This window comes from Ferrovibrio sp. GW821-FHT12D07 (assembly GCF_058807275.1).
On the sequence record NZ_JBXAQN010000002.1, the window covers coordinates 1216586 to 1232514 of the forward strand.

Annotated in this window: 17 protein-coding genes and 1 pseudogene; 12 read left to right on the forward strand and 6 right to left on the reverse strand. The window is 64.4% G+C overall.

Going from position 1 to position 15929, the window contains the following annotated elements; genetic code table 11:
* Positions 1-7 precede the first annotated feature (7 nt).
* A complete protein-coding gene (locus AC1RRE_RS17745) occupies positions 8-988 on the reverse strand; it encodes an NAD(P)H-dependent flavin oxidoreductase (RefSeq protein ID WP_492982893.1) in 981 nt (326 codons plus the stop codon).
* A gap of 102 nt (positions 989-1090) precedes the next feature.
* Between AC1RRE_RS17745 and AC1RRE_RS17750 the strand changes: the two genes are divergently transcribed.
* The 3 genes from AC1RRE_RS17750 (at position 1091) to AC1RRE_RS17760 (ending at position 3206) form a co-directional block, all read left to right on the forward strand.
* Complete coding sequence (locus tag AC1RRE_RS17750; protein ID WP_492982895.1) at positions 1091-1993, forward strand: LysR family transcriptional regulator; 903 nt, start codon at positions 1091-1093, stop codon at positions 1991-1993.
* 68 nt (positions 1994-2061) lie between these two features.
* Positions 2062-2712 carry a TetR/AcrR family transcriptional regulator gene (locus tag AC1RRE_RS17755; RefSeq protein ID WP_492982897.1) on the forward strand — a complete coding sequence of 217 codons (651 nt, stop codon included), beginning with the start codon at positions 2062-2064 and terminating at the stop codon, positions 2710-2712.
* Positions 2709-3206, forward strand: coding sequence for a DUF4442 domain-containing protein (locus AC1RRE_RS17760; protein ID WP_492982899.1), 498 nt, complete (start codon positions 2709-2711; stop codon positions 3204-3206). The genes AC1RRE_RS17755 and AC1RRE_RS17760 overlap by 4 nt, the downstream gene beginning before the upstream one ends.
* 28 nt (positions 3207-3234) lie before the next feature.
* Here AC1RRE_RS17760 and AC1RRE_RS17765 read toward each other — a convergent pair whose 3' ends face one another.
* The gene (locus AC1RRE_RS17765; protein WP_492982901.1) at positions 3235-3798 is read right to left on the reverse strand and encodes a hypothetical protein; all 564 of its coding nucleotides are present in this window, start codon (positions 3796-3798) and stop codon (positions 3235-3237) included.
* 195 nt (positions 3799-3993) lie between these two features.
* Positions 3994-4713, reverse strand: coding sequence for a hypothetical protein (locus tag AC1RRE_RS17770; protein WP_492982903.1), 720 nt, complete (start codon positions 4711-4713; stop codon positions 3994-3996).
* A 328-nt stretch (positions 4714-5041) separates the two neighbouring features.
* On the opposite strand from AC1RRE_RS17770, the gene AC1RRE_RS17775 reads away from it, so the two are divergent.
* A complete protein-coding gene (locus AC1RRE_RS17775; protein ID WP_492982905.1) occupies positions 5042-5692 on the forward strand; it encodes a DUF4142 domain-containing protein in 651 nt (216 codons plus the stop codon).
* A gap of 61 nt (positions 5693-5753) precedes the next feature.
* Here the strand turns inward: AC1RRE_RS17775 and kdsA are convergent, their stop codons facing one another.
* The 3 genes from kdsA to AC1RRE_RS17790 form a co-directional block, all read right to left on the reverse strand.
* On the reverse strand, positions 5754-6608 hold the full coding sequence (kdsA, locus tag AC1RRE_RS17780; protein ID WP_492982907.1) for a 3-deoxy-8-phosphooctulonate synthase: 855 nt from the start codon (positions 6606-6608) through the stop codon (positions 5754-5756).
* A gap of 65 nt (positions 6609-6673) precedes the next feature.
* Positions 6674-7498 carry a helix-turn-helix domain-containing protein gene (locus AC1RRE_RS17785; RefSeq protein WP_492982909.1) on the reverse strand — a complete coding sequence of 275 codons (825 nt, stop codon included), beginning with the start codon at positions 7496-7498 and terminating at the stop codon, positions 6674-6676.
* A 77-nt stretch (positions 7499-7575) separates the two neighbouring features.
* On the reverse strand, positions 7576-8004 hold the full coding sequence (locus AC1RRE_RS17790) for a hypothetical protein (protein WP_492982911.1): 429 nt from the start codon (positions 8002-8004) through the stop codon (positions 7576-7578).
* Positions 8005-8226: 222 nt separating this feature from the next.
* Between AC1RRE_RS17790 and cysG the strand changes: the two genes are divergently transcribed.
* The 8 genes and pseudogenes from cysG to AC1RRE_RS17830 all read left to right on the forward strand — a co-directional run.
* Positions 8227-9627, forward strand: coding sequence for a siroheme synthase CysG (cysG, locus tag AC1RRE_RS17795; RefSeq protein ID WP_492982913.1), 1401 nt, complete (start codon positions 8227-8229; stop codon positions 9625-9627).
* Between the two features lie 10 nt (positions 9628-9637).
* Positions 9638-9946, forward strand: a complete 309-nt coding sequence (locus AC1RRE_RS17800; protein ID WP_492982915.1) for a DUF2849 domain-containing protein — start codon at positions 9638-9640, stop codon at positions 9944-9946.
* Between the two features lie 13 nt (positions 9947-9959).
* Positions 9960-11621: a nitrite/sulfite reductase gene (locus tag AC1RRE_RS17805; protein WP_492982917.1), complete on the forward strand. Its 1662-nt coding sequence runs from the start codon at positions 9960-9962 to the stop codon at positions 11619-11621.
* Positions 11608-12126 (forward strand): DUF934 domain-containing protein, encoded by a 519-nt coding sequence (locus AC1RRE_RS17810; RefSeq protein WP_492982919.1) that lies wholly within the window; start codon positions 11608-11610, stop codon positions 12124-12126. Before AC1RRE_RS17805 ends, AC1RRE_RS17810 begins: the two co-directional genes overlap by 14 nt.
* Positions 12123-12836, forward strand: coding sequence for a phosphoadenylyl-sulfate reductase (locus AC1RRE_RS17815; RefSeq protein ID WP_492982921.1), 714 nt, complete (start codon positions 12123-12125; stop codon positions 12834-12836). The genes AC1RRE_RS17810 and AC1RRE_RS17815 overlap by 4 nt, the downstream gene beginning before the upstream one ends.
* A 76-nt stretch (positions 12837-12912) precedes the next feature.
* Positions 12913-13713, forward strand: a complete 801-nt coding sequence (cysD, locus tag AC1RRE_RS17820; protein WP_492982923.1) for a sulfate adenylyltransferase subunit CysD — start codon at positions 12913-12915, stop codon at positions 13711-13713.
* Between the two features lie 14 nt (positions 13714-13727).
* Positions 13728-15647, forward strand: a complete 1920-nt coding sequence (cysC, locus tag AC1RRE_RS17825; protein WP_492982925.1) for an adenylyl-sulfate kinase — start codon at positions 13728-13730, stop codon at positions 15645-15647.
* 40 nt (positions 15648-15687) lie between these two features.
* Positions 15688-15929, forward strand: a pseudogene (locus tag AC1RRE_RS17830) (hypothetical protein); the annotation flags it as partial.

Consider the following 15929-nt stretch of genomic DNA (forward strand, 5'->3'; position numbering starts at 1 on the left):
TTCTTTCTTACGAAGCGAGCTGGCCGGAGAGGCGCGTCAGCACATCCTCGGCCTGTTTCACCATGGTTTCCACCACCATCTGCGCCGACACCACCTCGGAAATCGTATCGGTGGCCTCGCCGGCGATCACGGCGGCGATGTCGAAATTGCCCGCCGCACGCGCCTCGCGATAGCGCGGCGCTTCCTCGCGGATGTTGCGCATCAGCTCCACCTCGCGACCGAGCCAGCGTTCAGCATGCTTGTTGACGACACAGCGGCCGTTGAACGGCGCAGGCCAGACATTCTCGCGCGAGATGTCGAAGACGATGCTGCGCACGGTATCATCGCCCGAGGCCGCGCAAATGCGCGCCTTGGCCTCGTCCATGCCGGCTGCCTCATGCGTCGCATAGAATCGCGTGCCGACCAGCACGCCGGCCGCACCCAGGCTGAGCGCCGCCGCAAGACCACGACCATCGCCGATGCCGCCGGCCGCCACCACGGGAATGGCGGATGGCACCGCATCGACCACGGCAGGCACCAGGCCCAGCGTGCCACGCGACACGCCATGGCCGCCGGCCTCACCGCCCTGCGCCACGATGATATCGGCGCCCTCGGCCGCCGCCTGCCTGGCCATTGCCACCGTCTGCACCTGGCAGATTACCTGCACGCCAGCTTTCTTGATTTTGGGGATGAATGGCGACGGATCGCCGAAGGACAGCATCACCACGGTGGGATAGGAGCCGAGCGCGATATCCAGCAGCTGCGGCTGTTTGGCCAGACTCCAGGTGATGAATCCGACGCCATGCCGGCGTCGGGCCGGCATCGCCTGCAATGCTGCGATCTCGCCGCGCAGCCAGATCTCGTCACCATAGCCGCCGCCCAGCAGCCCCAAGCCACCGGCCGCCGTGACCGCGTTGCAGAGCGTGGCATCGGCGACCAGATCCATCGGCGCCAGCAGCACGGGATGGCGGATATCGAGACGGCGGGTCAGGGCGGTGGACAGGGTCATAACGGGCTCCTTGCAGAAAGCCCTGTCATTCTAGCGACATCATGGTATTCTATATAACGATTATAAGTGATTTCTTCGATCTGTTTTACAGATAGGTGAAACATGGAGCTTTCCGACCTCGCCTTTTTCTCAGCCGTCGCGCGCTGCGGCAGCATCAGCAAGGCCGCCCAGCAGCTCAACACCGTGCAGTCCAACGTGACCATGCGGATCAAGCTGCTGGAAGAGAAGATCGGCCTGCCACTGTTCAGCCGCCACAGTCGCGGCATGATCGTCACCAGCGCGGGCCAGCGCCTGCTGCCCTATGCCGAACAGGTGGCTGCGCTCGTGGGCGAGGCCAAGCGGGCGGCGCGTGATGACGGCACGGCGAAAGGCCCGCTGATGATCGGCGCGATGGAAACCACGGCGGCGATCCGCCTGCCGCCGATCCTGGCCGGCTATCATCTCGGCAACCCCGAGGTCGATCTCGACATCACCACCGGGCCGACCGCCACGTTGCTGGAAAAGGTGCTGGATCACACGCTGGAAGGCGCCTTTGTCGCAGCCCCGGTAGATCACCCCGAACTCACCGCCACGCCCATTTTCCGCGAGGAACTGGTGCTGGCGATGGCGAAAAGCTGGCGCGACATCGACGACTATCGCAAAGCCAACCGCACCATCACCGCCATCGTCTTCCGCAGCGGCTGTTCCTATCGCCAGCGGCTGGAGCAGCATATCGCCATGCAGGGCTGGCTGCCGGTGCGGCGGCTGGAATTCGGCACGCTGGAAGGCATCCTGGGCTGCGTCGCCGCTGATGTCGGCATCACGCTGCTGCCGCGCGCTGCGGTGGAGCGCCATGCCATCAGTGACAGCATCCGCATCCAGCCGATCGGCAAGCTGGAGGCGCAGGTCGACACCCTGTTCGTGCAGCGGTGCGATTCTTACGCCAGCGCCGCCATGCGCAGCTTCATCGCCGCCTGCACATCCGAGGGCAAGGCCGCCGTACCTCCGGCCCGGAAAAGGGCCTGATACGGGCCTTTGGGCCAGATTAGAATATTTTTCTAGAATTTTATTCTAGGCCGGGCTATAACCCGTCCATGTCCAAAGCCGTCAACAAATCCGACGCCGCTTTCTCCGATCTCGCCAACCGGGCCATGGGCACGCGTGAGCGCGCGCTGATGGCGGCGCTTGATCTGTTCGATGCCCAGGGCGTGGATGCCACCACCATCGAGCAGGTCCGCGAGGCCGCCGGCATTTCCATCGGCAGCCTGTATCACCATTTCAGCAACCGCGAGGGTCTGGTCGCCGCGCTTTATGATGATCTGCTGGCGCGCTACCGCGCCGTGATCGCCGCCGATTTTGCCCGGCATGACACGGCGCGCGCCCTGCTCGACAGCTATGTCACCATGCATATCACCTGGTCGATGCAGAATCCGGCGGCCGCGCGCTTCCTGTCGGAATACCGCCGCCATCGCGCGGTGAGTGCCGGTGACGAGAAGATCAACAGCGGTACCGCCGATTTCATCCGCCCCCTGCTCGACCGCCTCAAGCCGGCCATCACGGCAGGCATCCTCAAACCGCTGCCGGCCGAACTGATGCTGAGCATGGTGATGGGCCCGGTGCATACCTGGCTGCGCCTGCAGCGTGCCGGCAGCGCGAAAGTGAAATGGGCGCCGGCAGCCAAGCTGCTGGCTGACCTGATCTGGGACTCCATCGCGATCCCGCCTGCCAAAAGGAAACTGAAATGACTGATGCGACTTTCGCCCCCGCCGCGGTGGCCGGCACGCCGATGGTGCTGAAGCAGTGGCGCGGCATCGGCCGCCTGCCCCTCGGCCGCCGGCTGTTCAGCTTCCTGATCGGCTTCACCGTGCCTTATGCCGGCAGCATCAGCCCCGACGTCGAGACATTGTCGCCCGGCCTGGCGCGCGCCCGCATGGCCGACCGTCGCCGGCTGCGCAACCATCTGCGTTCACTGCATGCGGTGGCGCTGACCAACCTGGCCGAGATGACCGGCAATCTGGCCTTGATGAGCCGTCAGCCGCCGAAAGGGGCGCGCTGGATCATCACTGGCTTTGACAGCGAGTATCTGAAAAAGGCTCGTGGCACCATCACCGCGCAATGCGAGGTCAGCGATCTCGACTGGAACCGCGCGCAAAGCCTGGAAGGCCGCGTGGAACTGCGCGACGAAGCTGGCGATCTGGTGATGATCGCCCGGCCGCGCTGGAAGATCGGACCAGCCTGATCTAATGCCGGCTTAAGCCCCCGCCATCTTACTGGGCTGTGCCGGCATTCTCGCCGGGCCGGCGCTGAATCTGCATCTCGGGCAGCGCCGCATTGCCGCTCAGGCTGGCACTGCCGGGACCGACTCCGGTGACTGCGCCACCGCCCACACCGGCGGCGCCACCGCCGCCGACCTGAACGCTGCTGCCGCTGACGGCATTGCCTTGCAGGCTATTGCCCGCGGACGACTGCACGGTCGTGCTTTGATTCATGCTCGCGCGATTGTCGTCCGGATTTTCGGTCGGCGGGGTAGGCGGCTGAGTTTGCGCCTGGCTATTGCCGATCACCACGCCGGTATTGCCACCGGGCAGGATATTCATCGGCGCGCCCATCTGTGAACCGGCCTGCACATTGCCCTGCGTGCCCGCATTCCAGCCTGAACCATAGGTCACGCTGCTATTGGCATTCGCACCGGCGTTGGTATTGGCGCCCGCAGCCGCAGCACCAGCCCCGACGCTGGTGCTGGTGCTGCCACCGGCCGTCTGCGCTGCCAGCGGCATCGCCACCAGCATCATGGCTGCCAGATAGGCAGACCCTGTCATCAACCGTGCCATCGTTGCCTCCATCAAGGCTGTACATTCAATCGCTGCAGGGATAACCGCAGCGCGCCGATGCCGTTCCGTGACAAAAATCCGAATTTTCAGATGCGGCGACAAACGAAACGGGCGACGGATTGCTCCGTCGCCCGCTCCCACTCTGTGTCGCTTCCGCAGTAAAGCGCGGAATCGACCCTCCTGCCTGCTTACCTATTACTGCGTGGCGGTCACAGCCGCACCGGCCGCACCATTAGTGGCGAGACCCGCACTGGCACCGCCCTGATTGCTGCTGACAGCACCACCGGTTTTGTTGGCGCCGGCCGCACCCAATGCGGCGCCGGCCGGCGTTACCGCCAGACCGGCCTTGCCCGCACCTTCACTGCCGACGGCCAGGGACTTGTCAGCCGAGGCCGCACCGGCACCGAGCGCACCGGCGGCACCACCCGTGCCGACGCCAACGCCGTTCTTCGAGGCGGCGACATCAAGCGCACCCAGCCCCTGCGCACCGGCAGCGACAGCCTTGTCGCCCGACCCGCCATTCACGTCCAGCGCGCCGGCACCGGCCGAATTCACGCCAAGGCCGTTCGGACCGGCAGCCGCATTCAGGCCGCCGACGCCCTGCGTCGCTGCACCCAGGCTATGACCGCCCGAGGCCGCGCCGACGCCGAGTGCGCCGGTGCCGGCAGTCTGCGCCGCCAGGCCAGACGAACTCAGACCGGCAGTGGCGCCGGTGATGCCGGAGGTCGCGGCGCTCACACCACTGGTCGCGGCACCTAGGCTGCTGGTGGTCGCCGCCAGCTGTGCGCCGACAGCGGCGCTGACGCCAGCGGAAATACCGGCAGCCGTATTTGCGGTCTGTGCGGCCAGCGGCCCTGCAACAACAATGGCGCCAAGCGCCATGCACGGAGTCAATACGCGCGTGATCCTGTTCATTATGGCGTCTCCTTCATCTGGGAATGTTTTGGAAGGTTTGTCCTTTGACACATGGACAATCCGCAGATGGGTATTGATGTTCCGCCATGTAACCCATCGCCTTCTACGGCCACGCTGTGATTGCCGGTTTCCAGGGATGCGTGGTGGCACGGGTCACACGATAGTCACCCACATAGACGGCATTTACATCTGTGACGAATGCGCCCGCATAACGTCACAGAATGGCCTTGGCGTTTCACTGGTATCGGTGTGATCAGTCCTTATATGGAGTAACCCGACAGGAAAATCTTTCTTGGAAAACCTGTCTTCGAAACGTGTGGAGGTAACAATGAGACAGCATCTTTCTCTCGCCCTGCTTGGCGCGACCGCTCTGGCCGCCGCCGCTGTGGCTGCGACTCCGCTGGCGCAGGCCCAGACCTCGACCCAGCAGCAGAACCAGCAGTACAAGGCACCGGCGCAGACGCCGAATAACAGTCCGTCGAACCAGCGCACACCGAACACGACGATGAAGAGCGACAAGAGTTCGGTGGCTCGCCCGATCACGGCCGGCAACTATGTGCTCTATGCACAGACCGCCGACCTGTTTGAAACGGAAGCGGCGAAAATCGCGGTGCAGCGCGCCCAAAACAAGGATGTGCGCGAATATGCCAAGGGCATCGTGAACGACAACCTGACCACCACCAGTAAGGTCAGCGCGGCCGCCAAGCAGGCCGGCGTCGCGCCAGTGACGGCAACCCTGACCGCCAAGCAGGTGACCAAGCTGAACGATCTGCGCAATGCCTCGGATGCGGCCTTCGACCGTATGTATATCAACGCGCAGCTGGAGGCGCAGGAACGCGAACTGCGCCTGCACAACACCTATGCCAAGAATGGCGAACAGCCGACGCTGCGTACCACCTCGAGCGAACTGGCCCCGGTGACGCGTAAGCATATCGCCGACGCCAAGGCCATCTCGGGCCAGCTCGGCAACGAGAGCTAACGTTTAAAAGAGAAGACGTCCGAGAGAAGAAGCGCCCCGCCCTCGCCGGCGGGGCGTTTTTTTATTGCTGCGCGGCTGCGTAGAGCGCCTTCAGGCGCGTCAGCACGCTGCGCGCGCCATTCAGCGGCAGGCAGCTCGGCCCGTCGCATTTGGCCTTGTCCGGATCGGGATGGAATTCCAGGAACACGCCATCGGCACCGGCCGCCACAGCGGCAGCGGCGATGACGGCAACGCCCTCGCGACGGCCGCCGGCCGCGACGCCACCACCCTCGACCGCGCGCGCACCAGGCAGCTGCACGGCATGGGTGGCGTCGATGGTGACCGGCACGCCGAATTTCTGCATTTCCGGAATCGCCAGCATGTCGACGATCAAGTTGTTGTAGCCGAAGGCGGCGCCGCGCTCGCACAGGATGGTCATGCCCGGCTTCGCCGCCTGCTCGATCTTATGCAGGATGCTCTTGCAATCATTGGGCGCAAGGAACTGCGCCTTTTTCACATGCAGCAGGCCACCGGCCTTCTGCGTCGCCTGCGCGGCCGCCACGATCAGATCGGTCTGCCGCACCAAGAAGGCCGGGATCTGCACCAGGTCGGCAACAGCCGCCACCGCCTCGGCCTGCCCCGGCTCATGCAGGTCGGTGGCGATCGGCACGTTCAGCTTCTCTTTGACGGCGGCGAGAATTTTCAGGCCCTCGGTGAGCCCGGGCCCGCGATAGCTGTTGATCGAGGAACGGTTGGCCTTGTCGAAGCTGGCCTTGAACACGAAGGGCAGCTTGAGATCGGCGGCGATCTGCTTCAGTTCGGTCGCCGTGTGCATGGCGAGATCCATGTCCTCGATCACGTTCAGCCCGAGGATGGCGAACAGCGCCTTGCCATCGCCGATCGTGAGATTCCATTTCGGCAGGGTGAGTGCGGCCATGAGTCCGGTCCTTCAAGAATGACAGGCCCGATTGTGCCGCATTGTCCCCGGTACGGGCAATGCGTTCAGCCCGCCAGACTACGCAGCAGCTGTTCGGTCGCCTCGTCGGCCGGCAGGAAACTCTCGATCCGCAGGTCCTGCAGGGTCACATCCTGCGGGGTGCCGAAGGTGGCGATCATGGTCAGCAGGTTGAGACTGAGGCCATCCTTCTCGACGCAGAACTGCAGCAACGGCTGCGGTTCGGCTTCCCAGTCAACATTGCGCCACAGCGCGTCTACATCGGGATAGCCGCGCACCTCGGCCAGCACGGCTGCGGCGGCCGGGTTATCCATGGCTTCTCGCTGCAGCCGGTGCAGCAACGATCCGGCGATCTCGTGCCAGTTGACGATATACGGCCGCGCGCCCTGGGGATGCAGCGGCAGCTTCATGAAATTGACCGGAACGGTTGGGTCGAAGCGTTCGCCCAGCAGGAAGCCCAGCATGCGCAGCGCGGCCTGGTTGGCCAGTTGCACCGTCCAGGCCGCATCGACCACGACGGCGGGGAATGGTTCGGCCTGCTTCAGCAGCAGGTCGAGCGCGCGTCGCGCCGCCTGCAACTGCGGCTCGTCCAGCCGGCTTTCGCGATAGGCGGCGGCGAAACCTGCTGCATGCAGCAGGCGGTTCCGCTCGCGCAGCGGCAGATCCATCATCTCGCCCAGATGCAGCACCATCTGGCGGCTAGGCCGTGCGCGACCGGATTCCAGAAAGCTGACATGGCGCTGCGATACGCCGCCGGTTTCGGCCAGCTCCATCTGGCTCAGGCCCCGCCGGCGGCGCCATTGCCGCATCAGGGTGCCGAAGCCGGCTTGCGCGGTGTTGCGCGGGGAGAATTGCAGCGCGGCTTCGCTCATGGGTCTCGCTCCGAAATTTTCAGGCAGTCTGGATGGGAAAACCGACAGGCGTCCAGTGCAGACGCCTGTCGGCCATATCAGACGGTAGCAACGAGGGGAGCAGCGCTGCGCCGCAGGGCCCGCAGCTTCCACAAACCCATCAGGCCGGTATCCAGCGCCACCACCGCCAGGGCCACGCTGCCCCACAGGCTGAAGGCGCTGCCGAAGCTGAGCAGCAGCGCCACCGTCCCCAGCACCCAGCCGGCATCGGCAATGGCGGTGACCGTGACGATGGCGCGCGGAATGGCGCGGCGTGTGGACACCGCCAGCAGCAGCGCAGCGTAGACGGCCAGCAGGATGCCGAGCTCCAGCATCACCGTCGGCGTCCCCAGGCCGAACAGGGCTGGCTGCTGGGGCAGGAGGAAGCCGGCCAGCCAGTCCGGCGCCAGCAGCCCCGGCAGGCCGCAAGCCAGGCAGAGGACGGAATCGGCACGCAGGATCAGGGGGAAATGGGGGTGTGAGGTCATAATGGGCTCCTTTCCGGGAGTGGATACGGAGTAATAATTATTTTTTGTCAGTGAGTTATCAATTACCAAGGAGGTAATAAGACCCGGGTGGCAGTGCTGCCAATTACACTTATTTATTTTGTTAAATAAAATAAACTCTCATAACTTTGCGTGTTAATATATTGACTCTGCATATCGACTGTTAAATATAAGCCCCTACACAATGAGTGTGGCGTGGGACTCATGCAGACTTTTCCGGGATTTCTGATCCTGCAGGACCGCCCGGTCCTCGTCGTTGGTGGCGGTGAAAACGCTGCCCGCAAGATTCGTCTGCTGCGCAAGGCCGGCGCGGAAGTCACCGTTGTCGCGCCCACGCTCAATCCCGAACTCGCCGAACTCGCTGCGGCCAAGCTGATCCGCCATCGCACCGAAGATTTCGCCCCCGCGCATCTCGATGGCATGCGCCTCGTGGTCAGCACACTGGCGAACGACGGCGATGATGCCGTGGTGATGGCAGCACATGCGCGCAACCTGCTGGTCAATGTGGTCGACCGCCCGGACCTGTCCGATTTCATCGTGCCCGCCATCGTCGAGCGCGGCGACATCACCATCGGCATTTCCTCCAATGGCACGGCGCCACTGCTGCTTGGCCGCATCCGCGCGCAGATCGAGGCGCTGCTGCCGGCCCGTCTGGGCGATCTTGCCACGCTGGCCGGCGACTTCCGCAGCACGGTGGCGCGCGTCATCACCGACGGCACCGCGCGCAAGCGCTTCTGGGAACGCGTCTTCGACGGCACGGTGGCCACCCGCCTGCTGGGCGGCGATATCGCCGGCGCGCGCAGCGCACTGCTGGCAGACCTGAACGGCGCACAGACCACCGCCGACGGCAGCGTGTATCTGGTCGGCGCCGGCCCCGGCGATCCCGACCTGCTGACCCTGGCCGCCCAGCGCGTGCTGATGGATGCCGATGTGGTGCTGTATGACGACCTGGTGGCGCCTGCCATCATGGATCGCGTGCGCCGCGACGCCGAACGCATTCCCGTGGGCAAGCGCAAGGGCGCACATCGCATCAGCCAGGACGGCATCAACGCCTTGCTGGCCGAGCATGCCTCCCTGGGCAAACGCGTCGTGCGGCTCAAGGCCGGCGATCCCTTCATCTTCGGTCGCGGCGGCGAGGAAATGGATTATCTGGACGCCCGCGGCATCGCCGTGCAGATGATCCCCGGCATCACCGCAGCGCTCGGCTGCGCCGCCGCTGCCGGCATTCCGCTGACCCATCGCGAACTCAGCCATGGCATCACGCTCGTCAGCGGCCATCTGAAGGATGCCAAAGAGGATGAAGACCGGGACGCCTTCCAGTGGGCCGAACGCGCCCGCGACGAGACCGTCGTCGTCTATATGGGCGTCAGTCAGGCCGGCGCGATCCGTGATCGCCTGCTGGAGGCCGGCGTGGCGCCGTCGCTGCCCGTCGCCCTGATCGAGAACGGCACGCGCCCTGACCAGATCGTATCCGCCGGTTCGCTCTACACCCTGCCGGCGCTTGCCGCGCAACATGGTGACGGACCTGTTTTGTTGATCATCGGCAAGGTGGCTGCCTATGCGCAGACCGCCGCTGATACCCAGCGCCAGCAACGCCGGGCCTGAGGAGAGATTCATGGCCAAAGCCCCCAAACTCGCCAACCAGCCGCAGGTCGTCACCGCCAATGATCTGAAAAGCGGCGATGTGGTCTACCTGACGCAGTCTGCCAGCTGGAGCCGCAAGATCGGCGAGGCTTCCGTCGTCGCCAATGCCGATGCCGGTGCCGCCCTGCTGGCCGTGGCCGAAGCGCAGGCCAAGATGAACATCGTCGTCGCGCCGTATCTGATCCCCGTGGATGCCAGCGTGACGCCGCCAAAGCCGATCCAGTATCGCGAAGTCATCCGGGCCGATGGTCCGACCACCGAAGCCAGGCCAGCAGCCTGAACAGGAATGCCCCATGTACCAGTATGATGAGATAGACCAGACACTGGTCGATGAACGGGTCGCCCAGTTCCGCGACCAGGTTGCCCGGCGTTTGTCAGGCGAGATCAGCGAAGACGAGTTCAAGCCGCTACGCCTGCAGAACGGCCTGTACCTGCAGCTGCATGCCTACATGCTGCGCATCGCCATTCCCTATGGCACGCTGTCCTCGCGCCAGCTGCGCGGCCTGGCCCAGATCGGCTGCAAGTACGATCGCGGCTGGGGCCATTTCACCACGCGCCAGAACCTGCAGTACAACTGGATCAAGCTGGAAGACACGGCCGACGCCCTGGCCGATCTGGCCAAGATCCAGATGCACGCCATCCAGACCAGCGGCAACTGCATCCGCAACACCACGACGGACCAGTTCGCCGGCGCCGCCCATGACGAGATCGAAGATCCGCGCGTCTGGTGCGAGATCATCCGCCAGTGGTCAACTTTCCATCCGGAATTCAGCTTCCTGCCGCGCAAGTTCAAGATCGCTGTCACCGGCTCGCCGAACGACCGCGCCGCCGTGCGCGTGCACGATATCGGCCTGCGCATGCACAAGAATGCTGCCGGCGACGTGGGCTTCGAGGTGATCGTGGGCGGCGGTCTCGGCCGTACGCCCTTCATCGGCAAGACCATCCGCGACTTCCTGCCCAAGCAGGACCTGCTGAGCTACCTGGAAGCCATCCTGCGCGTCTACAACCAGTTCGGCCGCCGCGACAACCTGTACAAGGCGCGCATCAAGATTCTGGTGCACGAACTCGGCATCGAAAAGGTGCGCGAGAAGGTCGAGGCCGAATGGCAGGCCACCAAGGACGGCGCACTGAAGCTGCCGCAGGAGGCCATCGACCAGATCGCCGCGCAGTTCGCTCCGCCGGCCTTCGAGACGCTGCCGGGCGGCGTGGCATCGGATTACGCCAATGCCTTCCGCACCGATTTCGAATTCGGCCTCTGGGCGCGCCGCAATACCTTCAAGCACAAGCAGCCCGGCTACAGCATCGTTACCGTTTCACTCAAGAAAGAGGGCGAAGCGCCCGGTGACGCCAAGGCCGAGCAGATGAATGCCGTCGCCGATATCGCCGACCGCTATTCCTTTGGCGAAATCCGCGTGACGCATGAACAGAACCTTGTGCTCCCCCATGTGAAGCAGTCCGACCTGCCGGCCGTGTTCAAGGCGCTGCAGGCCTATGACCTGGCCACACCGAATGTCGGCCTGGCTTCGGACATCATCGCCTGCCCCGGCCTGGATTACTGTGCGCTGGCCAATGCCCGCTCGATCCCGATCGCCCAGCAGATCGCGCTGCGCTTCAAAAACTGGGAACGCGCCCACAGCATCGGCGAGCTGAAGATCAAGATCTCGGGTTGCATCAATGCCTGCGGCCATCACCACGTGGGCCATATCGGCATTCTCGGTGTCGACAAGAATGGCGAGGAATTCTACCAGCTCACGCTCGGCGGCGCGGCCGACGAGCAGGCCGCCATCGGCGACCTGATTGGTCCTTCGCTGAACACCACCCAGGCCGTGGACGCCATCGACACGATCGTCGAGACCTATCTGCGCCTGCGTAACTCCAGTGACGAACGCTTCCTCGACACCTATCGCCGCGTCGGTCTGGCGCCGTTCAAGGAGGCCGTCTATGTCGCTGCTTAAGAACGGCCATCTGGTCGGCGAAGACGCTTTCGTACCGGTCGGCGACGAGGACGCCCTGCCCGACAACAAGCCGGTGCTGATTTCCTATGCGCGCTGGCAGGCCGAGAAGGACCAGATCGGTGGCCGCAACACGCCGCTGGGCATCGCGCTGCCGAATAACCTCGACATACTGGAGTTCGGTGCGGAAGCCGAGCGCTTCGACCTGATCGTGCTGAACTTCCCCAAGTTCAGCGACGGCCGTGCCTACAGCCAGGCCAGCCTGCTGCGCAGCCGTTTCGCCTACAAGGGTGAGCTGCGTGCCACCGGCCATGTGCTGCAGGACCAGCTCTGGCACATGCAGCGCAGCGGCTTCGATGCCTTTGAGATCGCGCGTGACGATGCCGCCGAGGCCTTCGCCAAGGCCATGCAGAGCTTCAGCGCCGTCTACCAGCCGACCGTCGACGGCCGGCCGACGGCCCTGCGCCAGCGTCTGGCTGCCGCACATAAGAAGGATACCGCCGCATGAGCGCCCTGGCCTTCTCGACGCTTGATCTGGGCGAATATGCCGCCGGGCTGAATGACCGCCTGCGTGGACAGACGGCCGAAGACATTCTGCAGATGGCCATCCGCGACCTGTTCCCCGGCGAGATCGCGCTGGTGTCTTCCTTTGGCGCGGAATCCGCCGTGCTTCTGCATATGGTGGCGCAAGTCGACACGGCGACGCCGGTGCTGTCCCTCAATACCGGCAAGCTGTTCGATGAGACCCTGGCCTATCGCACCACACTGACCAACCGTCTGGGCCTTACCGATGTGCGTATCCTGACGCCCGATCCCAAGGCGCTGGCAGCGGGTGACAATAGCGGCACATTGTGGTTCCGCGATGCCGATGCCTGCTGCCGTATTCGCAAGGTCGAGCCGCTGGAGCGCGGACTGAAGCCGTTTGCCGCCTCGATCAGTGGCCGCAAGCGCTTCCAGGCCAAGACCCGCCAGAATATCCAGGTGGTCGAGGCTGATGGCGCACGGCTGAAATTCAATCCGCTGGCGAACTGGACACCGGCGGATATCGAGGCCTATTTCACCCGTCACGACCTGCCCCGCCACCCGCTGGTGGCCCAGGGCTACCCTTCGATCGGCTGCGCCCCCTGCACCCAGCCGGTGGCCGAGGGCGAGGATGCCCGGACCGGCCGGTGGCACGGCAGTGAAAAAACCGAATGCGGCATCCACAGCCGCATTTGACTTCACACGCCTTTTCCATTCTCCTCGCCGTTGAGCGGTATCCACCCCGCGGCCAAGACCAGAAACGAATTGCGTTATGACTGACGATCTCGACTGGCTCGAAGCCCAAAGCATTTACATCCTGCGTGAGGCCTACAGTCGCATCAAGCCGATGGCGATGCTGTGGTCGCTGGGCAAGGATTCGAATGTGATGATCTGGCTGGCCAAGAAAGCCTTTCTTGGCCGTGTGCCGTTCCCGGTTGCCCATCTGGATACCGGCCTGGAATTCCCCGAGACCTACGCGTTCCGCGACCGCTTTGCCGCGGAATGGGGCCTTGACCTGATCAAGGATGCCTGTCCGCCGATCGAGGCGACCGATCCGACCCTGCCGCACAATTCGCGCATCGCCGCGCGCAAGACGCTGGGCCTGAAAGAGGCGATTGCAAAATACCAGTGGAAGGGCGTGATCGCCGGCATCCGCCGCGACGAACAGGCGACGCGCGCCAAGGAACGCTATTTCAGCCCGCGCGGCGATGATGGCGCCTGGGACTTCCGCGACCAGCCGCCGGAGCTGTGGGACCACTTCGCCTCCACGCTGCCGGCCGGTGTGCATATGCGCGTGCATCCGCTGCTGCACTGGACTGAGATCGATATCTGGCGCTACATCCAGCGCGAGGCCATTCCGGTCGTGCCGTTGTATTTCGCCGACAAGGCCAACAAGCGTTTCCGCTCGCTGGGCGAGATTGGCATCACTTTCCCGATCGACAGCCCCGCGAAAACCATCGAAGAGATCATCGCCGAACTGGAAATCACCCGCGAGCCGGAGCGCGCGGGCCGCGCCATGGACCACGACAGCGAAGATGCCTTCGAGCGTCTGCGCGTTGCCGGCTATATGTGAGCGGAGTGGCCGCCATGAGCGTCGTCGATATCGCCGTCCACCCGAAAGCCGCCGCCCGCGTGCCGGGCGCACGGGCGCGCGCTTTCCCCATTGTCATCGTCGGTCATGTTGATCACGGCAAATCGACGCTGGTCGGCCGCCTGCTGCATGACACGGACAGCCTGCCCGCCGGCAAGCTGGAGCAGTTGAAAAGCGTATCCGAGAAGCGTGGCCTGGAATTCGAGTGGTCCTTCCTGCTCGATGCACTGCAGGTCGAACGCGACCAGGGCATCACGGTCGACACCACGCAGATCTGGTTCGCGACGCCACAACGACGTTACGTCATCATCGACGCGCCGGGGCATAAAGAGTTTCTGAAGAATATGGTAACCGGTGCGGCGCAGGCAGAAGCCGCCATCCTGGTGGTGGATGCAGCGCAGGGCCTGGCCGAACAGACCCGGCGACACGCCTATCTGTTGCACCTGCTGGGTGTGCACAAGGTTGCCGTCGCCGTCAACAAGATCGACCTGATCGGCTTCGACCAGGTGCGTTTCGATGAAACAGCCGAGGCCGTGCGCTCTTATCTGGCCAATATCGGCATCGAGGCCGCGGCGCTTGTGCCGGTCTCGGCGCGCCAGGGCGACAATATCGCCATGCGTTCGGACAAGACGCCCTGGTACAAGGGCCCGACCCTGATCGGCGCACTGGACGGTTTCCCGCCGCGCAGCCAGCCGACCGAACAGCCGCTGCGCCTACCGGTACAGGACCTCTATCGCTTCGACGATCGCCGCATCGTCGTCGGCCGTATCGAAAGCGGCACGCTGAAGGTCGGCGACCGCGTCCATTTCGCCCCGCTCGGCCGCGAGGCCACGGTGGCGACGATGGAGACCTGGAACAGCACGACCGGGCTGCAGGATGCTGCACGCACTCAGGCCTTTGCCGGCGAGAGCGTCGCTTTCACGCTGGACGACGACGCCTTCGTCGAACGTGGTGTGATGGCCTCATCGACCGAGCAGAAGCCGCAGGAGGCCAACCGCCTCACCGTGCGGCTGTTCTGGCTCGACAAAACGCCGCTGCACAGGGGCGACCGCCTGACGCTCAAGCTCGGCACCGCGGAGCGCGAAGTCGAGATCGAATCAATTCTCGAGGCACTGGATGTCGAAACCCTGGACAGCACCAGCACCACGCTGATCGATCGCAATGCCGTGGCGCGCGTCGTGCTGCGCTGCCGCCGTCCGCTGGCCGTCGATCTCTATGACATACTGCCGCGCACCGGCCGCGGCGTGCTGATCCGGGGACCGCAGATCGCCGGTGGCCTGGTGGTGGAAAATGCCGCCCCGCTCACCGTCTCGACCGACATCACGGCCGTCGATTCCAGCGTCACGGTGCAGGAACGCGTGCAGATGAACGGCCATCGCGGCGGCGTGCTGTGGATGACCGGCCTGTCGGGCGCGGGCAAGACCACGCTGGCCATGGCGACGCAGCGCATCCTGTTCTCGCGCGGCCGTCATGTCTCCGTGCTGGATGGCGACAACCTGCGTTATGGACTCAACCGCGACCTGGGCTTCAGTCTCGCCGACCGCGCCGAGAATCTGCGCCGCATGGCCGAGGTGGCAAAGTTGATGGCTGAAAACGGCAGCATCGTGCTGGTCTCGGCCATCTCGCCGCTGCAGGAACACCGCGACCAGGCCCGCGCCATCGTCGGCGCCGATTTCCGTGAAATCCATGTGGCGGCCGATCTGGCCACCTGCGAGGCGCGCGACCCCAAGGGTCTGTATAAACGCGCCCGGGCCGGAGAAATTCCGCAGTTTACCGGCATTTCTGCGCCTTATGAAATCCCGGCAAAGCCCGACCTGACGCTGGATACACGCCAGCCCCTGCCGCGCAGCGCCGCCACTCTGGTAGAATACGCCGAGGAAATTTTCGGCGACCTGCCATGGCATCCTGACATCTGACTGATCGTTACCCTATCCCCAGAACGACAGGAGAGACGACATGCGACGCCTCACCGCCCTTCTTGCGGCTGCCACCCTTGCCATCGCGGTCCCGACCGCCATGGCGCAGAGCAGCGTGACCCTGCTCAACGTGTCCTACGATCCGACACGCGAGCTGTACCAGGATGTGAATGCCGTCTTCGCCAAGCAGTGGGAAGGGGACAACAAGCAGAAGCTGGCGGTCCGCGTCAGCCATGGCGGCTCGGGCAAGCAGGCGCGCTCGGTGATCGACGGCCTGGAAGC